This is a genomic window from Frigidibacter sp., from assembly GCF_030695035.1.
Taxonomy (GTDB): Bacteria; Pseudomonadota; Alphaproteobacteria; order Rhodobacterales; family Rhodobacteraceae; genus Frigidibacter.
The window spans coordinates 166848-184613 of sequence record NZ_JAUYTT010000014.1 but is presented as its reverse complement, the minus strand read 5'-3'; the positions used below and the strand labels follow the sequence as shown (position 1 = coordinate 184613).

The window sequence follows — 17766 nt, the reverse complement described above, 5'->3', positions numbered from 1 at the left end:
GCAGCGCCACCGCGCCGCCCCTCACCGGTTCAGATCGCCGACTTGCGGCTTTCGTCCAGATAGATCTCGCGCAGCCGCACGGCCACCTTGCCCGGCGCGCCGGTGCCCAGCTTGGCGCCGTCAATCTCGACCACCGGCATCACGAAGGCGGACGCCGAGGTGATGAACGCCTCATCCGCGCCCTTCGCCTCCTCCACGGTAAAGCTGCGTTCCTCGACCTCCATCTGCGCCTCGCGGGCAAAGCGCAGCACGGCGGCGCGGGTGATGCCGTGCAGGATCTCGGATCCCAGATGCCGGGTGATGATCTTGCCGCCCTTGACGATATAGGCGTTGTTCGAGGTGCCCTCGGTCACGAAGCCATCCTCGACCATCCAGGCATCATCGACGCCGGCCTTCTTGGCCATCATCTTGCCCATCGACGGGTAGAGCAGCTGCACCGTCTTGATATCGCGCCGGCCCCAGCGGATGTCCGGCACGGTGATGACCTTGATCCCCGTCTTCGCCGCCGGGTTGTCGGCCAGCCCGGGCTTGGACTGCGTGAACAGCACGATGGAGGACGGCACCTTCGCCGGATCGGGAAAGGCGAAATCGCGGTCGCCCGCCGAGCCGCGGGTGATCTGCAGATAGACCATACCGTCGGTGATCGCGTTCTGCGCGACCAACTCGCGGTGGATCGCCAGCAGCTCCTCCATCGTCACCGGGCAGGCCATGTCCAGCTCTGCCAGCGAGCGTTCCAGCCGCGCGGCGTGGCCCGCGAAGTCCAGCAGCTTGCCGTCCAGCACGCTGGTCACCTCATAGACGCCATCCGCCATCAGGAAGCCCCGGTCGAAGATCGAGATCTTGGCCTCTTCCTCGGGCAGGTAGCTGCCATTCACATAGACGATGCGGCTCATTGCTTGGGTTCCTCTTGTTGTGCCGAAATGCGGTGCGGTCAGCCCCACAGGGCCGCGGCTGGCGGGTGAACCCCGGCCTCGTCATAGCGCAGCGCATTCTCGCGGTCTTCGGCCAGAAGCAGCGGCCCGTCAAGATCGGTGAAGCCCGCGCCCTGCGCCAGCAGCACCGCCGGCGCCATCGCCAGGCTCGATCCGACCATGCAGCCGACCATCACGCCATAGCCCTGCACCTGCGCCATGCTGCGCAGCGCCAGCGCTTCGGTCAGCCCGCCGGTCTTGTCCAGCTTGATGTTCACGAAGTCATACTTGCCGGCGATCTCGGCCAGCGAGTGGCGGTCATGGCAGCTTTCATCGGCACAGACCGGCAGCGGGCGCTCAATCTCGGCCAGCATCTCGTCGGCGCCGGCGGGCAGCGGCTGTTCGACCAGCTTCACCCCCATGCGGATCAGATGCGGCGCCAGATCCTTGTAGATCTCGGCGGTCCAGCCCTCATTCGCATCGACGATGATCGGCGTATCCGGGGCTCCCGCCCGCACCGCCGCCAGCCGCGCCATATCGTCGGGCGTGCCCAGCTTGATCTTCAGCAGCGGGCGATGCGCGTTCTTCGCCGCCTGTGCCCGCATCGTCTCGGGCTCGGCCAGCGACAGGGTATAGGCGGTGATCATCGGCCCCGGCGCGGGCAGGCCCATCAGGTCCCAGACACGGCTGCCGGCCCGCTTCGCCTCCATATCCCACAGCGCGCAATCCACCGCGTTGCGGGCGGCGCCGGCGGGCAGCAGGCCTTGCAGCTCATCCCGGGTGAAGACCTCGGGCAGGCTGGCAATCTCATCCGCCACGCTCTCCAGGCTCTCGCCATAACGCGCATAGGGCACGCATTCGCCCCAGCCAGCATGATCGCCATCCGTGATCCGCACCGTCAGCACCTTCGCCTCGGTCCGGCTGCCACGGCTGATGGTGAAGACCTCGGCCAGACGGAAGATATCGGGGGTGACGGTGATCTGCATGATGGTCTCCTTTAGGCCCGGCGCGATCCTTCCGCGAAAGACCGGGCGCCGCAACCCCCGGCGTGGTCGGGGGCGGTCTCCGTAGCGAAGGCCATCGCCTTCGCCAAGCGCCAACATATCATGTTGCACCGGACGGGCCCCCAAAGGGCCCGGCCAGCGGCTCTGGGTGAACGGTTCCGCACGGACGGGGCGAGGCACTGCCTCGCCTTTTTCCGCCCGAACCGGACCGGCTAAGCCCCAGTTCAGATCGCCGCCAGCGCGTCCACCAGATTCGCCGCACCAAACCGGAAAGGGTCGGTCGCGGGCAGGCCCAGCCTCGCCTCGACATCGGCCAGATACGCCCGCGCCTCGGCTTCCGGCATGTGCTGGGTGTTGATCGCATAGCCCACCGCCACGCAGGCCGGGTTCGCCACCCGCGCCAGCAGCAGCGCCGCATCGCGCACCTGCTCCAGCGTCGGCAGCGTATAGTCCGGCAACCCGCGCATATGCGCCCGCGTCGGCTCGTGGCAGATCACCAGCGCATCGGGCTGTCCGCCATGGATCAGCGCCAGCGTCACGCCCGAGTAGCTGACATGGAACAGGCTGCCCTGCCCCTCGATCAGGTCCCAGTGATCCGGGTCATTCGGCGGCGTCAGGTACTCGACCGACCCGGCCATGAAGTCGGCGATCACCGCATCCAGTGGCACCCCGTCGCCGGTGATCAGGATCCCGGTCTGCCCGGTGGCGCGGAAGCTGGCCTTCAGCCCGCGCGCCCGCATCTCCTTCTCGACGCACAGCGCCGTATACATCTTGCCGACCGAGCAATCGGTGCCCACGGCCAGCATCCGCTTGCCGGCGCGCTTCTTGCCATTGGCGATGGGATACTCCACCTCGGGCACCCGCACGTCATGCAGCTTGCGCCCGAACCGCGCCGCGGCCTCGACCAGCACCGGCTCGTCCCGCAACAGGTTGTGCAGGCCCGAGGCAAGGTCGAACCCCTCGGCCAGCGCATCGACCAGCACCTTGATCCATTTGTCGGAAATCACGCCGCCGCGGTTGGCGACGCCGACCACCAGCGTCTTGCAGCCGGTAGCCTTGGCCTCGGTCAGGTCCATGTCCGGCAGGCCCAGATCGGCCTTGCAGCCCTCCATCCGGAACTGGCCGACCGCGAATTCCGGGCGCCAGTCCTTGATGCCCTGCGCGACCTTCGCGGCAAGCTGGTCGGCGGCATCGCCGAGGAACAGCAGATAGGGGGTCTCGATCATGGCCATGTGCGGTCTCCATCCGTTCGTTGTGGGAGAGACTAGCTGTCCCCCCGGAAATGTCTTGGGCTTTTCGCCGCCCTGCAGCGGCCCTCATGCAAGTTTCTGCGGCATCTGAGCGCTTATGCCGAAGATTTCGGCGTCGGGCGCCGCAGCGCCGCATTCCAACCATCCCCGCGCTGCACTTGCAAAAGCGGGTTGAAAGCCGCCGCGCAACATTATACCCAATGCGCAGCGCAATTTGACACATCCTTGCGAAAGGCCCCGCATGAGTTTCCGCATCCAGCCCGCCGCTCCCGCCCGCCCCAACCGCTGCCAGCTGTTCGGCCCCGGCTCGCGCCCTGCGATCTTCGAGAAAATGGCGACCGGCGCCGCCGATGTCATCAACCTCGACCTCGAGGATTCGGTCTCCCCTGCCGACAAGCCGCAGGCCCGTGCCAACATCATCCAGGCGATCAACGATATCGACTGGGGTACCAAGTATCTGAGCGTCCGCATCAACGGGCTCGACACCCCGTTCTGGTACCGGGATGTGGTCGAGATCCTCGAACAGGCGGGCGACCGCATCGACCAGATCATGATCCCCAAGGTCGGCTGCGCCGCCGATGTCTATGCGGTGGACGCGCTGGTGACGGCCATCGAGCGCGCCAAGGGCCGCAAGAAGCCGATCAGCTTCGAGGTCATCATCGAATCGGCCGCCGGCATCGCCCATGTCGAAGAGATCGCCGCCTCCAGCCCGCGCCTGCAGGCGATGAGCCTCGGCGCCGCCGATTTCGCCGCCAGCATGGGGATGCAGACCACCGGCATCGGCGGCACGCAGGAAAACTACTACATGCTGCATGAAGGCGCGCGGCACTGGTCCGATCCCTGGCATTGGGCTCAGGCCGCCATCGTCGCCGCCTGTCGCACCCACGGGGTGCTGCCCGTCGATGGCCCCTTCGGCGACTTCTCGGATGACGAGGGCTTCCGCGCACAGGCCCGCCGCTCGGCTACGCTCGGGATGGTCGGCAAATGGGCGATCCACCCCAAACAGGTCGCCATCGCCAATGAGGTTTTCACCCCCTCGGCCGAAGCCGTCGCCGAAGCGCGCGAGATCCTGGCCGCGATGGAGGCCGCGACGGCCCGCGGCGAAGGCGCCACAGTCTACAAGGGCCGGCTGGTCGATATCGCCAGCATCAAGCAGGCCGAGGTGATCGTACGGCAGTCAGAGATGATCACCGGCTGACCGTCATGAATCGTTGACAATCTGCCCGCAAAGCGTGCAGATTTTGACTATCGAAGCCCCCAGCGGGTCGCTTTGAAAAGGACGCCCGAGTCGTGCATCAGGGGAGGGGAGGCCCCGCACGGCAACAACGGGATGATGCGCGCCTCGGACTCCTGGTCCGGGGCGTTGCTGCTTTCCGGGGCAGGACGATGCGCCAAACAAATGCTGATTCATGAATGTGTTTGATCTGAATCAACGTCAGGGACGTTATCTCATCACACAGATTTGGGGCCATGATCGGCCATCAAACAGGATCCCCACCGTGAAAAACCTCATGCTCTCCGCCGCCCTCGCGCTGGCCTTGCCAGTCTCTGCCCTTGCGCAACAACCGCTGAGCCCGCAGGAAAAAGGCCTATCGGCCCCCATCATCGCGCTGACCCCGGTTCTGGCGAAAAACGCCGACGCGCTGATGCTGGATGAGGCGCAAAAGGCCGATCTGAAGGCGTTCATGGCGACGATGCCCGCCAAGCGCATGGCGTTCGAAGATGAAACCGCGGCCCTGCGCAAGGAGCTGCAAGATGCTATCGCGACGGGCGCCCCGGTGGCTGAACGCGAAGCCTTGGCGGCGAAGATCGGCGCCAATGAAACCGCCTTGCTGGTCATGCGCTCGAACTGCGCCGACCACTGGCGCGGCGTGCTGACGCCCGAGCAATTCGCCCAACTGCTTGTCCTGGCCGAACCCAAGTAGGCGCTCCCCCTCAAGGCCCTCGCTCACGGCGGGGGCCCTCGCACCACCGTGATCCCCGCCGCCGACCGAGTTGCAATTGCGGCCCCGGGACGGCATATATCCGGGGCACAGTGCAAGGGGCCTCCCATGAATTACCTTGAGTTCGAGAAACCGCTCGCCGAGATCGAAGGCAAGGCCGAAGAGCTTCGGGCGCTGGCGCGCAAGAATGAAGAGATGGATGTTGAAAAAGAGGCCGTCGCGCTCGACCGCAAGGCCGACACGCTGCTGCGCGACCTCTACAAGGACCTGACCCCCTGGCGCAAATGTCAGGTGGCGCGGCACCCCGACCGCCCGCATTGCAAGGACTATATCGAGGCGCTGTTCACCGAATACACGCCGCTGGCCGGTGACCGGAACTTTGCCGATGACCATTCGGTCATGGGCGGCCTCGCCCGCTTCAACGACACGCCCGTCATGGTGATCGGCCATGAGAAGGGCAACGACACCAAGAGCCGGATCGAGCGCAATTTCGGCATGGCCCGTCCCGAAGGCTATCGCAAGGCGATCCGGCTGATGGACATGGCCCATCGCTTCGGCCTGCCGGTGATCACGCTGGTCGACACCCCCGGCGCCTATCCCGGCAAGGGCGCGGAAGAGCGTGGCCAGTCCGAGGCCATCGCCCGCACCACGCAGAAATGCCTCGAACTCGGCGCCCCGCTGATCGCCGTGATCATCGGCGAGGGCGGATCGGGCGGCGCGGTCGCCTTCGCCACCGCCAACCGCATCGCCATGCTGGAGCATTCGATCTACTCGGTGATCTCGCCCGAAGGCTGCGCCAGCATCCTGTGGAAAGACGCCGAGAAGATGCGCGAGGCCGCCGAGGCTCTGCGCCTGACCGCGCAGGATCTGCTGAAGCTGGGCGTGATCGACCGCATCGTGAAAGAACCCGTCGGCGGCGCGCAGCGCGGCCCGCGGGAGGCGATCGACGCGGTCGGCAAGGCCATCGAGGCGATGCTGAAAGAGCTGTCCGGCAAGAAGCCCGAGGCCCTCATCAAGGACCGCCGCCAGAAATTCCTCGACATGGGTAGCAAGGGCCTCGCCGCCTGATGCCCGCGAGCCCCTGGGTTCTGGTTCTGATCGCCGGCCTGCTGGAGGTTGGCTGGGCGCTTGGGCTGAAATGGTCCGACGGCTTCACAAAGGCGCTGCCAACGACGCTGACGATCATCGGCGCGTTGGCCAGCTTCTTCCTGCTGGCGCAGGCGATGAAGTCCCTCCCCGTGGGCACCGCCTATGCGGTCTGGACGGGCATCGGCGCGCTTGGCACCGCCACGCTTGGCATGGCGCTGTTTGGCGAGCCGGCCACGCTGATGCGCATCGCCGGCGTCGCGCTGATCGTGTCGGGGATCATCGCGCTGAAGCTGGCCTGACGGCGCCCATCCGCTCCAGATCTGCGGCCAGCAGCGCGGCGTTGCGCTGGTGGCTCTTGAAGGCGAAGTCAAAGAGGTCGCCGGCCACCGGCACGATGCCCACCGCCCAGTCGAGGACGGCATTCCCCGCCATCCGCGCAATGGTGCGGCGCCGCGCCCCGGCCTGCACCGCCTCGGAGATCATCCAGCCCGACACGGCAAGGCCGACGGTATCACCCACCCCCGGGATCAACCCGATGAGGCCGTCGAGCCCGATGCGGTACGACGTGCCCGGCACCCGGTAGCGCGCATCCATCAGCCGCGCGACACGCCGGATGCGGTCCAGCCGGGCCTGCTGCTGGTGGATATAAGTGTGCTGCGTGGTTTCCATCCCCAGCAGATGGGGACGCGCGGTGACCGCATCAACCTACCACATCGTCTTGGCCGCGCGCCCCGGCCATTCGGCGTCATACGCCGCCCCGCCAACGGCGCCGGCGGTCATCGCCGCAAGGATGTGCCCTGGCGTCGGCAGCCCGGCGCTTTCGTCCTGTCCTGCCCAAAGGCGCGAGCGCAGCAGCGCCCGGGCGCATTGGAAATACACCTCTTCCAGCGCGATCACCGTCACCGTACGGGGCGCCTTGCCCGCGCGGGCAAAGCTGTCGCACAGCCCGGCATCCGCCGTCACCCGCGCCCGCCCGTTGACCCGGACAACGTTGACAGAACCGGGGATCATGAACATCAGGCTCACCCGCCCATCGCGCACGATGTTGCGCAGGCTGTCGATCCGGTCATTCCCGCGCCAGTCGGGCAGTGCCAATGTCCGCTCATCCACCACCCGCACCACCGGGCCATCATCGCCGCGCGGGCTGGCATCGGTGCCCTCGGGCCCGACGGTGGACAGGACGCAGAACCGCGAGCGCTCGATCCACGTCCGATATTCCGGGATCAACCAGTCCGCCACCTTGGTGGCTGCAGTGGGCAGCACCGCGCCGTAGATCGCTTCCAGATCACCCACAGCCGTCAGATAGTCCATGCCAGTCCCCGCTCAGTGCCGTTCTCAGTGCCGTGTATATCCCGCCTCGGCCATAAGCCGGTCAGATGACGCTTCCACGACAGTTTCCAGTTCGGCCATGAACTCCGGCATCGGCTTGCCCGGAGCAATCATCGGCAGGAACTCCACCACCGCCAGCCCCGGCTTGCGCAGGATGCCCTTGCGCGGCCAGAACAGGCCGACATTAGTGCCCGCCGGCACGCAGGGCTGCCCGAGCTGCTCGTAAAGGATCCCGGTGCCGGGCTTGTAGGGCATCTCTGCCCCCGGCGCGACGCGGGTGCCCTGCGGGTAGATGATCAGCTGCCCCGGCTCTGCCGCGCCGCTGCGCACATCGGCCAGCATCTTCGAAATCGCCGGCCCGCGCTTGCCGCGATCCACCGGCACGCAACCGATCTTCACCGCAAACCAGCCCAGGATCGGGGCGCGCAGCAGCTCTTTCTTCATGATGAACTTGGGCCGCGGCACCACGCTGACGATCAGGATGATATCGAAAAAGCTCTGATGCTTCGAGGCAATCAGCGCCTCGCCCATCGGCACCTCGCCGCGGATTTCGGACCGCAGGCCCAGCATCCAGCGCGCGCTCCAACGTACCCAACGGCACCAGCAATGCACCGCATCAAAGGCGGCCACGGGGCGGAACGGCACCTGCGGCGCGAACCACAGCGCCATCAGCGCCATCATCGGATAGATCTGCGCCACGAACAGCAAGGACCGGAGCCATTGCAGCGCCGCCATCACATCAGCCCCTTCAGCGCCCGCAGCGCCGCAGCGCGCGTGGCGGCAAAGGCCACCCCCGCCGCCATCAGCGGCAGCAGCACCGGCCAGATCCATTCGCCGCCCTCGAAGCTTAGGCCGGTCAGGAACCCGCCCGCGTCATCGCCCGCCGGGATCAGCGCCACGGCGATCATCGCCAGCGCCGCACCCACCGCCGCACCGCCCGCCGCGCGCAGGGTGAAGCGGCGCACGAAGGCCCGCGCGATATAGACATCGCGCGCCCCGACCAGCCGCAGCACCCGGATCACCTGCCCGTTCGCCGCCAGCGCCGCCTGCGCCGCCAGCGTGATCATCGCCGCCATCGCCGCGCCGATCAGCAGCAGCGATCCGGTAGCCAGCGTCTTCATCCGCCCCGCGGCTGCCACCAGCGGCCGCCGCCAGCGGTCATGGTCATCCAGCACCGCCCCCGGTGCCTCGGCCTGCAGCCGCAGCCGCAGCCCCTCGGCATCAAAGCCGCTGCCGCCCTCCACCAGCTCGATCAGCGCCGGGATCGGCAGCGTCTCCACCGGCAGATCCGGCCCGAACCACGGCGCCAGCAGCGCCTGTGTCTCCTCCGGCGGCAATTGCCGGGCGGATGCGATGCCCGGCGTCGTCTCCAGCACGCCCATCACGGCTGTGACCTGCCGGTCGATCTGGTCCTGCGGCGCCGACACCCGGATCGTCGCCGATTGCGCCAGCGCATCGGACCAGCGATCCGACAGGCGCCCTGCCGCAAAGGACAGCGCCAGCGCGAACACCGCCAGAAACGCCATCGCCGCCGCCGCAAACACCGTCAGCCGCGCGGTAAAGCCCGAGGGCGGCACCACCCGGTCCGATTGCAGGTCCGAGGCGAGGAAGGCGCGTGCCAGAACCAGATAACGCTTCACAGATCCGCCCCCGCCAGATGCAGCCGCCGGCCCTTGATCCGCAGCACCCGCGCCGCGACCTGCGCCTTGGCGCTGCGGATCAGGTTCATGTCATGGGTGGCGATCACGATGGTCTTGCCCATCCGGTTCAACTCGACCAGCAGCGTCAGCAGTTTCAGCGACATCTCCCAATCCACGTTGCCAGTGGGCTCATCGGCCAAGATCACGTCGGGCGCCATGATCACCGCCCGCGCCAGCGCCGCCCGCTGCCGCTCCCCGCCCGACAGCGCGGGGGGCAGACTGTCCATCTGCGCCTTGAGCCCGACCCAGGCCAGCAGCTCGATCAGCTCGCGCGTGTCGATCTCGCGGTCGGCCACCGTCAGCGGCAGGGCGACATTCTCGGCCAGCGACAGGTGGTCCAGAAACTGGCAGTCCTGATGCACCACACCCACCCGCCGCCGCAGCAGCGCTATATCGTCGCGCGTCATCGACCGAACGTCATTGCCAAAAGCGATGACCTGCCCGGCAGAGGGCATCAGTTCGGCATAAAGCAGTTTCAGGAAGGTCGTCTTGCCCGCCCCCGACGGCCCCGTCAGGAAGTGGAAAGAGCCTGGCGCCAGCTTCAGCGACATTTCGGTCAGCAGCTCGCCGCTGCCATAGCCATAGCTGACATTCTCAAGCTCGATCACTGGTCTCTCCACCCCTCGGTGCGGTTCTGCGGAAGTGCCGACAAATGCTTGGATAACCGCCATTTGCTTGCTACAACACTCTGAACACGTTGACCAGAACGGCTGATTGCGCCGCAAGGGCCGGCACCGGGGCACCCGCGGAAAGGCGCCGGCCGGCAGCATCAGCGGCAAACAGGGGCAGGTCGGGGAACATCAATGCGGCTGACATGCCCGAACTGCGCGGCGCAATACGAGGTCGATGACCGGGTGATCCCGGCCGCCGGGCGCGACGTGCAATGCTCCAACTGCGGGCAGGCCTGGTTCCAGCCCCCCGCCGGCGCCGAGTTTGCCGAAACGCCCGAGCCCGAGGCCGATCTTCCCTTCGAGAATGCCGCCTTCGCCGCAGAGCCGCTGCCCGAAGCGCCCGCCGAAGCCGATGACCTGCACGAGCCGGAAGACCCGGCATGGCCCGACCTTGCCTCGGACCTCGACCTCTCCGGCAGCCCCGACCTCTCGACCGAAGCCGAGGCCGCCCTCGCCGCAGCGCTGGATGACACGCCCGAACCCACGCTTGTGGACGAGCCCGAGAGCTGGCCCGCCGATGAATGGACCGAGGATCAAACCACCCTCCCCGCCGCGACCGAGGTCGCAGAGCCGATGCCTGCCGCCGGGCTGGCCGCCGCGGCAATGGCCGCCAACCCTCCGCCCGCCCGCCCCGAGGGAGAGCTGCGCCGCCGCAGCATCGACGAGGCCGTGCTGAGCGTGCTGCGCGAAGAGGCGGAACGCGAGGTCCGCGCCCGCCGCGGGGAAACTCCGGGCCTCGAGACACAGGCCGAACTGCCGCTGGCGCCGGCCACGCCGCCGCGCCGCGAACGTCCCGCGCCGGTCATTGAACCCGCCGATGCCACCGAACGCGGCGCCACGCTACGCGGCGAGGATCCCGAGCTGGAGGCGGAAATCGCCGCCGCCAACCGCCCGCCCCGGCGCGAGCTGCTGCCGGACATCGAGGAAATCAACTCCACCCTGCGCGCCACCTCCGAACGGGGCCGCGAGGCCGCCGCCGTGGACGCGCCCGAAACCCTGCGCCGCCGGCGCAGCGGCTTCCGCCTCGGCTTCGGCCTGTCGCTGTCGCTGGTGCTGGTGTTGCTCAGCGTCTATCTCAGCGCCCCGCGCCTTGCCGCCCAGCTTCCCGGCGCGGCGCCGGCGTTGGCCAGCTATGTCGGCGCCGTGGACCGCGGCCGCATCTGGCTCGACCGCACCGTCGCCACGCGGATCGAGGCGCTGTCCACCTCGGACTGACGCGCGGGCGGCTCAGAACCTGTCCAGCAAGCGCCGCAAGTAATCCAGCTCCAGCTCCGGCCGCTCCTGCTCGCCCGCGCGGCGGCGGATTTCGTCCAGCAGATCGCGGGCGCGGCGATAGACATCCTCGCCCTGCAGCATGTTGTCATCCGACCCGCTGCGCCCTGACTGGCCGATGGTTCGCCCCAGCGGGTCGCGGTCGCCGCCGGCGCCTTGCTGGGCCTGCCGCTCCTCGCCGGGCCCCGGCTCACCTGGCCGACGCTCACCGCGCTGTTCGGCCAACGCCTCGCCAAGGCTACGCATCCCCTCGCGCAGCTCCTCGATCGCCTCGGCCTGCCGGTCGATGGCGCTGCCGGTATCGCCCTCGCGCAGCGCGCGTTCGGCCTCGTCCATCGCCCGCCCGGCGCGATCCAGCGCGCCCCGCGCGGCATCGCCGCTCTCGGTGCCCTGCCCCGGAAGCCCGCCCTGCTGCCGCTCCAGCTCATCGCGCAGCGCCTGCTGGCGGTCTGCGAGGCTGCCCTCGCCTTGGCCCTGACCTTCTTCGCCCTGCTCACCCTCGCCGGGCTGCTGGCCTTGGCCCTGCTCGCCCTCGCCCGGCTGCTGCCCCGGCCGGCCACCCGGATTGAACTGCTCCTGCAGGTCGCGGAAGGTCTCGTCCGACAGGCCCTGCTGGTCGCGCAGCGTTTCCGACAGGTCCTGCATTGCCTGCCCGCCGGGCATGTCGCCCTCGCCGCCTTCGCCTTGGGTCACACGCATGTTCTGCATCATGCGGTTCAGCTGCTCCAGCAGCTCCTGCGCCTCGGCCATGCGGCCCTCTTCCATCAGGCGCTGGATCTCGTCCATCAGCGCCTGCAGCTGGTCGCCGGTGATCTGCTGGCCCTCGCCCTGCGCCATCTGGTCGCCGGGCTGCTGCTCGCCCTGCTGCGCCAGCTGGCGGATATAGGCATCGGTGGCCTCGCGCAGTTCCTGCATCAGCTCGGCGATCTCCTCGGGCGAGGCGCCGTTGCGCATCGCCTCCGACAGCCGCTCCTGCGCCCGCTCCATCCGCTCCAGCGCGTCCGACAGGCCGCCATCCTCGACCAGAACCGCGATTTCCCACAGCGCCTCGGACAGCTCATCGCGCAAGGCGGGGTCCAGCGGCCCCTCGGCAATCCCCGCCTCCAGCCGCCGCATCGCCACGCGCAGCATCAGATAGGCGCGCTGGTTGCGGAAGAAGCCCTCGGGCCGGTGGCTGATCGTGCGCAGCACCTGCAAGGTGCGCGGCGCATTCTCGGCCGACCACAGCAGGTCGCGCCGCATCTCGATTACCGCCGCCGCCAGCGGATCGAAGAACCGCCGCCCCGGCAGCGGCAGTTCGCGCGTTTCCGACTGGCCGATCTGGCCGAGGCCGTCCTCCACCGTCAGCGACAGCTTCACCGGCAGGTTCGCCCAAGGGTGCTTGGAGGCGTTCTCGATCAGCAACTCGGTGAACTCCGCCCGGTTGCCAGAGATCGGCAGCGGCAGGTCGAGCACATGCGGCTCGCGCGGTTCAGGCTCCGTGGCCAACCCGAAGCGGCGGTCCACCGCCTCAAGGTCCAGCACGAACTCCGCACGGCCAGAGGCGATCTGGAAGTCATCCCGCGCGCTGAACGGCTGGGTCATCTCGCCATCCGCCTCGCGCTCGATATCCCCCGCAAAGGTCACGCTTGGCGCGGCATCGGGCAGCACCGTCACCGCAATCTCGCGCCCGCCCGGCCCGTCTATGCGGACGGTGCCGGTCTGCGCGGCGGCGAACTCGGCGGACCTCGGCCCATCTTCGGACTGATCGGCCACCGGGGCCTCCCCCGTCGATACCGTCTCGTCCAGCGTAATGGCCCCGGCAGAGCCATAGAAGCGGAAGGTGAACAGGCTCCCTTCCGGCACCTCCAACGCCGCCGCCTCGATGGCGTTGAGGTAGAGGCTCGGCCGCCCGGTATAGGCCGGGGGTTCCACCCAACCCTCCCAGCTTGGCCCGGCGGCGGCCTGCGCGGGCGAGCCGCCCGCAGCGATGGTGGCAACCTCGCCCACCCGGCCCGGCGCGCCGAAGATCAGCGCCATCACGAAGCCGGTCAGAGCGATGTAGCGCAGGCCAAAGCGGTCCCGCGAGGCCAGCCGCAGATCGGGCGCCGCTGCCCGCGCCGCCGCTGCCCGCGCCGCCATCCGCTGCAAATGCGCGCGCCAGACGGCGGCCGAGGCGGCATCCCCGGCCCCAAGCGCCTGCGCATCGGTCAGCGCCGCCAGCGGATGCCCGGGCAAGGTGCCATCCAGCCGCGCCATCGCCTCGGCACGGCTCGGCCAGCGGAAGTTCCGCAGCCCCAGCACCAGCGCGGCGACCAGCCCGACCGCCAAGGCCACGGCCAGCCCCCACAGTGCGCCCTGCGGCAGATGATCCTGCAGGCCGAAGGCAAAGGCCGCCGCCACCGCCAACAACAGCGTCGAGACCGGCCAGAAGCAGCGCGCCAGCCGCTCGGCCGCGAGTCCAGCCCGGGTCAGCCGCAAGGGCCGGGCGATGCGCGCCAGCGCCTGCGCGGTGATCGTGTCAGGGTCGGTCATGCCGGGTGTCGGTCCGCGTCCGGGGCCGAATGCGCAGGATTGCGCGTCACAGCCATTCGGGGATGGTATCGCGGTTGAGGATTTCGTCAAACGTCGGGCGGGCCCTTATGACGGCGAAGTGATCCCCGCGCACCAGAACCTCGGGCACCAGCGGCCGCGTGTTGTATTCGCTCGCCATCACCGCGCCATAAGCGCCGGCAGAGCGGAAGGCGACCAGATCCCCCGCCGCCAGCGCCGGAAGATCGCGGCCCTTGGCGAAGGTATCCCCCGTCTCGCAGACCGGCCCCACCACGTCGAAGGGCTGCGCAGCCGCGCCAGCGCCGGGCTCCACCACCGGCACGATGTCATGATGCGCGCCATACATCGACGGGCGCACCAGATCGTTCATCGCGGCATCGAGGATCAGGAAATCCCGCCCCTCCCCCGCCTTCACATAGATCACGCCCGACACCAGCAGCCCGGCATTGCCCGAAATCAGCCGCCCCGGCTCGATCTCGATCTCGCATCCCAGATCGCCCACCGTCCGCTTGATCAGCGCGCCATATTCCACTGGCAGCGGCGGTGCCTCGTTGGAACGCGTGTAGGGAATCCCCAGCCCGCCCCCCAGATCCAGCCGCCGGATATCATGCCCATCCGCACGCAGCGCCAGCGTCAGGTCGGCAACCTTGAGATAGGCCTGCTCGAACGGCGCCAGATCGGTCAGCTGGCTGCCAATATGCACATCGACCGCGCAGACGTCGATCCCCGGCAACGTCCCCGCCAGAGCATAGACCTCGCGCGCCCTCGCAATCGGGATGCCGAACTTGTTCTCGCTCTTGCCGGTGGCGATCTTCTCATGCGTCTTGGCATCGACATCCGGGTTCACCCGCAGCGCGATCGGCGCCACCCGCCCCATCCCCGCCGCGACCTCGGACAGCGCCATCAGCTCCGGCTCCGACTCCACGTTGAACTGCCGGATGCCGCCCTCCAAGGCCAGCCGCATCTCTGCCTTCGTCTTGCCCACGCCCGAGAACACGATCCGCTCCCCCGGCACGCCCGCCGCCTTCGCGCGCAGGTATTCCCCGCCCGAGACGACATCCATCCCCGCGCCCAGATCCCCCAGCACCTTCAGCACCGCGACATTGCTGTTCGACTTGACCGCGAAGCACACCAGATGCGGCATCGGGTCCAGCGCCTCGGTAAACAGCCGGTAATGCCGCTCCAGCGTGGCGGTGGAATACACGTAGAACGGTGTGCCCACCGCCGCGGCGATCTCGGGGATCGGCACATCCTCGGCATGAAGGATGCCGGAACGATACAGGAAATGGTCCATCAGCTCACCCGTCCGCTGCGCAGGAAAAGATAAAGCGGCAAGCCGCAGGAGACCCCGATGCACACCGTGGCCGGCAGCGCCAGCAGCGCGATCCAGTTTCGCCGCACCCAGATCTCGGCCAGTGCCCAGACGATCAGGGCAATGGCGGCGATCATCAGGTCCCAGACCATGCCGGTGGTGGCGGCATTCACGAACCAGGCGTCGATCATGCCGCCAAGGCTCCAGCCGTTGGCCGAGAGCCAGTCCAGATAGTGCCGCATCGGCAGCACCGCACCGGCCACCGCAAGGGCAAGATAGATCAGACGCAGCAAGGACATGGCCGGGGCACCTGCAGGGGGTTCTGGGACGGGTCTAATGCATCGGCTGGCGCAAGGAAAGCGGGGTACTCCGGCGGAAGCGCACCGGCTAGAAGGTCCGCGCCTCTTGCCCGGAATCAAGGCGCTTCAGCGCCGCCGGGCAGCGCCCGTCCGCCCCCTCGGGCGGGCGCTTCTCAACTGTTCCGCGCAGAACTCCGGTGGAGTTACGCCGCACCATAAACCGCCTAGAACAGCCGTTGCAGCGCCTACCCGGCGGACGGGCGCCGCCCTCTGACGGTATTCACCCCCGCCCCGTCACCCCGAACTGCGCCGTCCCGCTCACCGTCACCCCCGGCTCAGTCCCCGACGGAGCCACCGGCGGCCCATCCGCCCCGCACGCCGCCAGCGCCAGCAGCGCCAGCACAACCATCCGTTTCATCACAACTCTCCCAGCCGCTCGCGCCATCGCGCCACCTGCGCGCGCACCTGATCCGGCGCGGTTCCGCCATAGCTTTGCCGGCTGGCGACCGAGTTGTGAACCCCCAGCACCGAATAGACCTGCTGGTCGATCCCGGCATGGGCCGACTGCATCTCGGCCAGCGTCAGCTCCGGCAGGTCACACCCCTTGCCCTCGGCCAGCGCCACCAGCGCGCCGGTCACGTGATGCGCCTCGCGGAACGGCAGGCCCAGCTCGCGCACCAGCCAGTCGGCCAGGTCGGTCGCCGTCGAAAAGCCGCTCGCTGCCGCCTTCTCGAGGTTCTCGACCCGCGCCGTCATGTCGCGTACCATCCCCCCCATCGCCGCCAGCGCCAGCATCAGCGTGTCGGCGGCGTCGAAGACCTGCTCCTTGTCTTCCTGCATGTCCTTGGAATAGGCCAGCGGCAGCCCCTTCATCACCGTGAACAGCGCCACCGTCGCCCCCAGGATCCGCCCGATCTTGGCCCGGATCAGCTCCGCCGCATCGGGGTTCTTCTTCTGCGGCATGATCGACGACCCGGTCGAGAACCTGTCCGACAGCGCCACGAAGCGGAACTGCGCCGAGGACCAGATCACCAGCTCTTCGGCAAACCGGCTCAGGTGCATCGCGCAGATCGAGGACGCCGCCAGAAACTCCAGCGCGAAATCGCGGTCGCTGACTGCATCAAGGCTGTTGGCCATCGGCCGATCGAAGCCAAGCGCCTCGGCCGTCATGTGCCGGTCGATGGGGAACGAGGTGCCGGCCAGCGCCGCCGCCCCCAAGGGGCTCTCGTTCATCCGCGCCCGCGCATCGGCAAACCGGCTCATGTCGCGCCCGAACATCTCGACATAGGCCATCATGTGATGCCCCCAGGTCACCGGCTGCGCGGTCTGCAGATGGGTGAAGCCCGGCATCACCCAGGCGGCGCCAACCTCTGCCTGCCCCAGCAGCGCGCCGATCAGCGCCTGAAGGCCGCCGACTGCCGCATCGCATTGCTCGCGCACCCACAGCCGGAAATCGGTCGCCACCTGATCGTTGCGGCTGCGCGCCGTGTGCAGCCGCCCGGCAGGCTCGCCGATGATCTCCTTCAGCCGCGCCTCCACGTTCATGTGGATGTCTTCCAGCGCCACCCGGAACGGGAACTCCCCGCCCTCGATCTCTGACAACACCGTGAGCAGGCCTTCCCGGATCGCCTCTGCATCGCTATCCGTCACGATGCCCGTCGCCGCCAGCATCGCGGCATGGGCCCGGCTGCCGCGGATATCCTGCGCGTAAAGCCGCTTGTCGAACGAGATAGAGGCGTTGATCGCCTCCATGATCGCGTCCGGCCCTGCGGCGAAACGCCCGCCCCACATCTGGTTGGAGGGCTGGTTATCCTGGGTGCTGTCGGTCATGTCGGTCCTGTCCCCGGCCCCCGAAGGAGGCAAAATGCGTCTGATCCGTTCCGCCGTCCTCTACACAGCCCTTGCGCTCGGCGCAAATCCTGCCTTTGCCGCGCCCGACCTTGTGCCCTTCCTGCAAGGCGACATGCGCAAGCTGGTGCTAGCAGATGAGCCCGCCGCGCCGCTGGACGCCGTGGTGATCGACGCCGCCGATGCCGAGGTGCCGCTGTCAAGCTATCGCGGCAAATATGTGCTGCTAAACTTCTGGGCCACCTGGTGCCCGCCCTGTCGGGCCGAGATGCCGGCGCTCGACCGGCTGCAGGCAGAACTTGGGGGCGAGCGCTTCGCCGTCGTCACCATCGCCACCGGCCGCAACCCGGTGCCGGCGATCAAGGACTTCTTCGCCAGCGCATCCATCACGCACCTGCCGATGCTGCGCGACCCCAAGCAGACGCTGGCCCGGCAGATGGCGGTGCTTGGGCTCCCCGTCACCGTGATCCTCGATCCCGAGGGGCGAGAGATCGCGCGGATGCAGGGCGACGCGCATTGGGACGGGCCAGAGGCAAAGGCGCTGATCGCCGCGCTGATTGCGTCCGAAGGGTAGGCGCGGGGCATGCGGCAAATCGTATGTATGGT

Annotated in this window: 19 protein-coding genes; 6 read left to right on the top strand and 13 right to left on the bottom strand. The window is 68.3% G+C overall.

What is annotated here, in order from left to right; genetic code table 11:
• Nucleotides 1-29 precede the first annotated feature (29 nt).
• From Q8S30_RS14890 to dgcN, 3 genes are all read right to left on the bottom strand, one after another.
• Complete coding sequence (locus Q8S30_RS14890; RefSeq protein WP_305666813.1) at nucleotides 30-893, bottom strand: D-amino-acid transaminase; 864 nt, start codon at nucleotides 891-893, stop codon at nucleotides 30-32.
• A 38-nt stretch (nucleotides 894-931) separates the two neighbouring features.
• Nucleotides 932-1897 carry an N-acetyl-D-Glu racemase DgcA gene (gene dgcA, locus Q8S30_RS14885; protein WP_305666812.1) on the bottom strand — a complete coding sequence of 322 codons (966 nt, stop codon included), beginning with the start codon at nucleotides 1895-1897 and terminating at the stop codon, nucleotides 932-934.
• Nucleotides 1898-2139: 242 nt separating this feature from the next.
• Nucleotides 2140-3141 (bottom strand): N-acetyltransferase DgcN, encoded by a 1002-nt coding sequence (dgcN, locus tag Q8S30_RS14880; RefSeq protein WP_305666911.1) that lies wholly within the window; start codon nucleotides 3139-3141, stop codon nucleotides 2140-2142.
• 265 nt (nucleotides 3142-3406) lie between these two features.
• Between dgcN and Q8S30_RS14875 the strand changes: the two genes are divergently transcribed.
• The 4 genes from Q8S30_RS14875 (at nucleotide 3407) to Q8S30_RS14860 (ending at nucleotide 6496) form a co-directional block, all read left to right on the top strand.
• Nucleotides 3407-4363 carry an L-malyl-CoA/beta-methylmalyl-CoA lyase gene (locus tag Q8S30_RS14875; RefSeq protein WP_305666811.1) on the top strand — a complete coding sequence of 319 codons (957 nt, stop codon included), beginning with the start codon at nucleotides 3407-3409 and terminating at the stop codon, nucleotides 4361-4363.
• Nucleotides 4364-4574: 211 nt separating this feature from the next.
• Nucleotides 4575-5090, top strand: coding sequence for a Spy/CpxP family protein refolding chaperone (locus tag Q8S30_RS14870; protein ID WP_305666810.1), 516 nt, complete (start codon nucleotides 4575-4577; stop codon nucleotides 5088-5090).
• 126 nt (nucleotides 5091-5216) lie between these two features.
• A complete protein-coding gene (locus Q8S30_RS14865) occupies nucleotides 5217-6176 on the top strand; it encodes an acetyl-CoA carboxylase carboxyltransferase subunit alpha (protein WP_305666809.1) in 960 nt (319 codons plus the stop codon).
• Nucleotides 6176-6496 (top strand): multidrug efflux SMR transporter, encoded by a 321-nt coding sequence (locus tag Q8S30_RS14860; RefSeq protein WP_305666808.1) that lies wholly within the window; start codon nucleotides 6176-6178, stop codon nucleotides 6494-6496. The genes Q8S30_RS14865 and Q8S30_RS14860 overlap by 1 nt, the downstream gene beginning before the upstream one ends.
• On the opposite strand, the gene Q8S30_RS14855 is transcribed toward Q8S30_RS14860, so the two are convergent.
• The 5 genes from Q8S30_RS14855 to Q8S30_RS14835 are packed head-to-tail and all read right to left on the bottom strand — an operon-like array spanning nucleotide 6474 to nucleotide 9834.
• Complete coding sequence (locus Q8S30_RS14855; protein ID WP_305666807.1) at nucleotides 6474-6866, bottom strand: DUF4112 domain-containing protein; 393 nt, start codon at nucleotides 6864-6866, stop codon at nucleotides 6474-6476. The genes Q8S30_RS14860 and Q8S30_RS14855 overlap by 23 nt on opposite strands.
• 36 nt (nucleotides 6867-6902) lie before the next feature.
• Nucleotides 6903-7508: a pyridoxamine 5'-phosphate oxidase family protein gene (locus Q8S30_RS14850; RefSeq protein ID WP_305666806.1), complete on the bottom strand. Its 606-nt coding sequence runs from the start codon at nucleotides 7506-7508 to the stop codon at nucleotides 6903-6905.
• 24 nt (nucleotides 7509-7532) lie between these two features.
• The gene (locus tag Q8S30_RS14845; RefSeq protein WP_371135530.1) at nucleotides 7533-8261 is read right to left on the bottom strand and encodes a lysophospholipid acyltransferase family protein; all 729 of its coding nucleotides are present in this window, start codon (nucleotides 8259-8261) and stop codon (nucleotides 7533-7535) included.
• Complete coding sequence (locus tag Q8S30_RS14840) at nucleotides 8261-9166, bottom strand: ABC transporter permease (RefSeq protein ID WP_305666804.1); 906 nt, start codon at nucleotides 9164-9166, stop codon at nucleotides 8261-8263. Before Q8S30_RS14840 ends, Q8S30_RS14845 begins: the two co-directional genes overlap by 1 nt.
• Nucleotides 9163-9834 carry a cell division ATP-binding protein FtsE gene (locus tag Q8S30_RS14835; RefSeq protein WP_305666803.1) on the bottom strand — a complete coding sequence of 224 codons (672 nt, stop codon included), beginning with the start codon at nucleotides 9832-9834 and terminating at the stop codon, nucleotides 9163-9165. Before Q8S30_RS14835 ends, Q8S30_RS14840 begins: the two co-directional genes overlap by 4 nt.
• A 195-nt stretch (nucleotides 9835-10029) precedes the next feature.
• Here Q8S30_RS14835 and Q8S30_RS14830 point away from each other — a divergent pair, with 195 nt between their 5' ends.
• Nucleotides 10030-11112 carry a zinc-ribbon domain-containing protein gene (locus tag Q8S30_RS14830; RefSeq protein ID WP_305666802.1) on the top strand — a complete coding sequence of 361 codons (1083 nt, stop codon included), beginning with the start codon at nucleotides 10030-10032 and terminating at the stop codon, nucleotides 11110-11112.
• Nucleotides 11113-11124: 12 nt separating this feature from the next.
• Here the strand turns inward: Q8S30_RS14830 and Q8S30_RS14825 are convergent, their stop codons facing one another.
• From Q8S30_RS14825 to argH, 5 genes are all read right to left on the bottom strand, one after another.
• Complete coding sequence (locus tag Q8S30_RS14825) at nucleotides 11125-13683, bottom strand: TIGR02302 family protein (protein WP_305666801.1); 2559 nt, start codon at nucleotides 13681-13683, stop codon at nucleotides 11125-11127.
• Nucleotides 13684-13729: 46 nt separating this feature from the next.
• Entirely contained in the window at nucleotides 13730-14995 is a 1266-nt protein-coding gene (gene lysA / locus Q8S30_RS14820) for a diaminopimelate decarboxylase (protein ID WP_305666800.1), read from the bottom strand.
• Nucleotides 14995-15312 (bottom strand): DUF2834 domain-containing protein, encoded by a 318-nt coding sequence (locus tag Q8S30_RS14815; protein WP_305666799.1) that lies wholly within the window; start codon nucleotides 15310-15312, stop codon nucleotides 14995-14997. The genes lysA and Q8S30_RS14815 overlap by 1 nt, the downstream gene beginning before the upstream one ends.
• A 280-nt stretch (nucleotides 15313-15592) precedes the next feature.
• The gene (locus Q8S30_RS14810) at nucleotides 15593-15730 is read right to left on the bottom strand and encodes a hypothetical protein (RefSeq protein WP_305666798.1); all 138 of its coding nucleotides are present in this window, start codon (nucleotides 15728-15730) and stop codon (nucleotides 15593-15595) included.
• Nucleotides 15730-17142: an argininosuccinate lyase gene (gene argH, locus Q8S30_RS14805; RefSeq protein WP_305666797.1), complete on the bottom strand. Its 1413-nt coding sequence runs from the start codon at nucleotides 17140-17142 to the stop codon at nucleotides 15730-15732. The genes Q8S30_RS14810 and argH overlap by 1 nt, the downstream gene beginning before the upstream one ends.
• A 34-nt stretch (nucleotides 17143-17176) precedes the next feature.
• On the opposite strand from argH, the gene Q8S30_RS14800 reads away from it, so the two are divergent.
• Nucleotides 17177-17734: a TlpA disulfide reductase family protein gene (locus Q8S30_RS14800; RefSeq protein WP_305666796.1), complete on the top strand. Its 558-nt coding sequence runs from the start codon at nucleotides 17177-17179 to the stop codon at nucleotides 17732-17734.
• The last annotated feature ends 32 nt before the right edge of the window (nucleotides 17735-17766 follow it).

Coding starts and splice junctions, on each gene's coding strand:
- Q8S30_RS14890 (WP_305666813.1), bottom strand. CDS start 893: ATGAGCCGCATCGTCTATGTGAATGGCAGCTACCTGCCCGAGGAAGAG.
- dgcA (WP_305666812.1), bottom strand. CDS start 1,897: ATGCAGATCACCGTCACCCCCGATATCTTCCGTCTGGCCGAGGTCTTC.
- dgcN (WP_305666911.1), bottom strand. CDS start 3,141: ATGATCGAGACCCCCTATCTGCTGTTCCTCGGCGATGCCGCCGACCAG.
- Q8S30_RS14875 (WP_305666811.1), top strand. CDS start 3,407: ATGAGTTTCCGCATCCAGCCCGCCGCTCCCGCCCGCCCCAACCGCTGC.
- Q8S30_RS14870 (WP_305666810.1), top strand. CDS start 4,575: ATGAATGTGTTTGATCTGAATCAACGTCAGGGACGTTATCTCATCACA.
- Q8S30_RS14865 (WP_305666809.1), top strand. CDS start 5,217: ATGAATTACCTTGAGTTCGAGAAACCGCTCGCCGAGATCGAAGGCAAG.
- Q8S30_RS14860 (WP_305666808.1), top strand. CDS start 6,176: ATGCCCGCGAGCCCCTGGGTTCTGGTTCTGATCGCCGGCCTGCTGGAG.
- Q8S30_RS14855 (WP_305666807.1), bottom strand. CDS start 6,866: ATGGAAACCACGCAGCACACTTATATCCACCAGCAGCAGGCCCGGCTG.
- Q8S30_RS14850 (WP_305666806.1), bottom strand. CDS start 7,508: ATGGACTATCTGACGGCTGTGGGTGATCTGGAAGCGATCTACGGCGCG.
- Q8S30_RS14845 (WP_371135530.1), bottom strand. CDS start 8,261: ATGGCGGCGCTGCAATGGCTCCGGTCCTTGCTGTTCGTGGCGCAGATC.
- Q8S30_RS14830 (WP_305666802.1), top strand. CDS start 10,030: ATGCGGCTGACATGCCCGAACTGCGCGGCGCAATACGAGGTCGATGAC.
- Q8S30_RS14825 (WP_305666801.1), bottom strand. CDS start 13,683: ATGACCGACCCTGACACGATCACCGCGCAGGCGCTGGCGCGCATCGCC.
- lysA (WP_305666800.1), bottom strand. CDS start 14,995: ATGGACCATTTCCTGTATCGTTCCGGCATCCTTCATGCCGAGGATGTG.
- Q8S30_RS14815 (WP_305666799.1), bottom strand. CDS start 15,312: ATGTCCTTGCTGCGTCTGATCTATCTTGCCCTTGCGGTGGCCGGTGCG.
- Q8S30_RS14810 (WP_305666798.1), bottom strand. CDS start 15,730: ATGAAACGGATGGTTGTGCTGGCGCTGCTGGCGCTGGCGGCGTGCGGG.
- argH (WP_305666797.1), bottom strand. CDS start 17,142: ATGACCGACAGCACCCAGGATAACCAGCCCTCCAACCAGATGTGGGGC.
- Q8S30_RS14800 (WP_305666796.1), top strand. CDS start 17,177: ATGCGTCTGATCCGTTCCGCCGTCCTCTACACAGCCCTTGCGCTCGGC.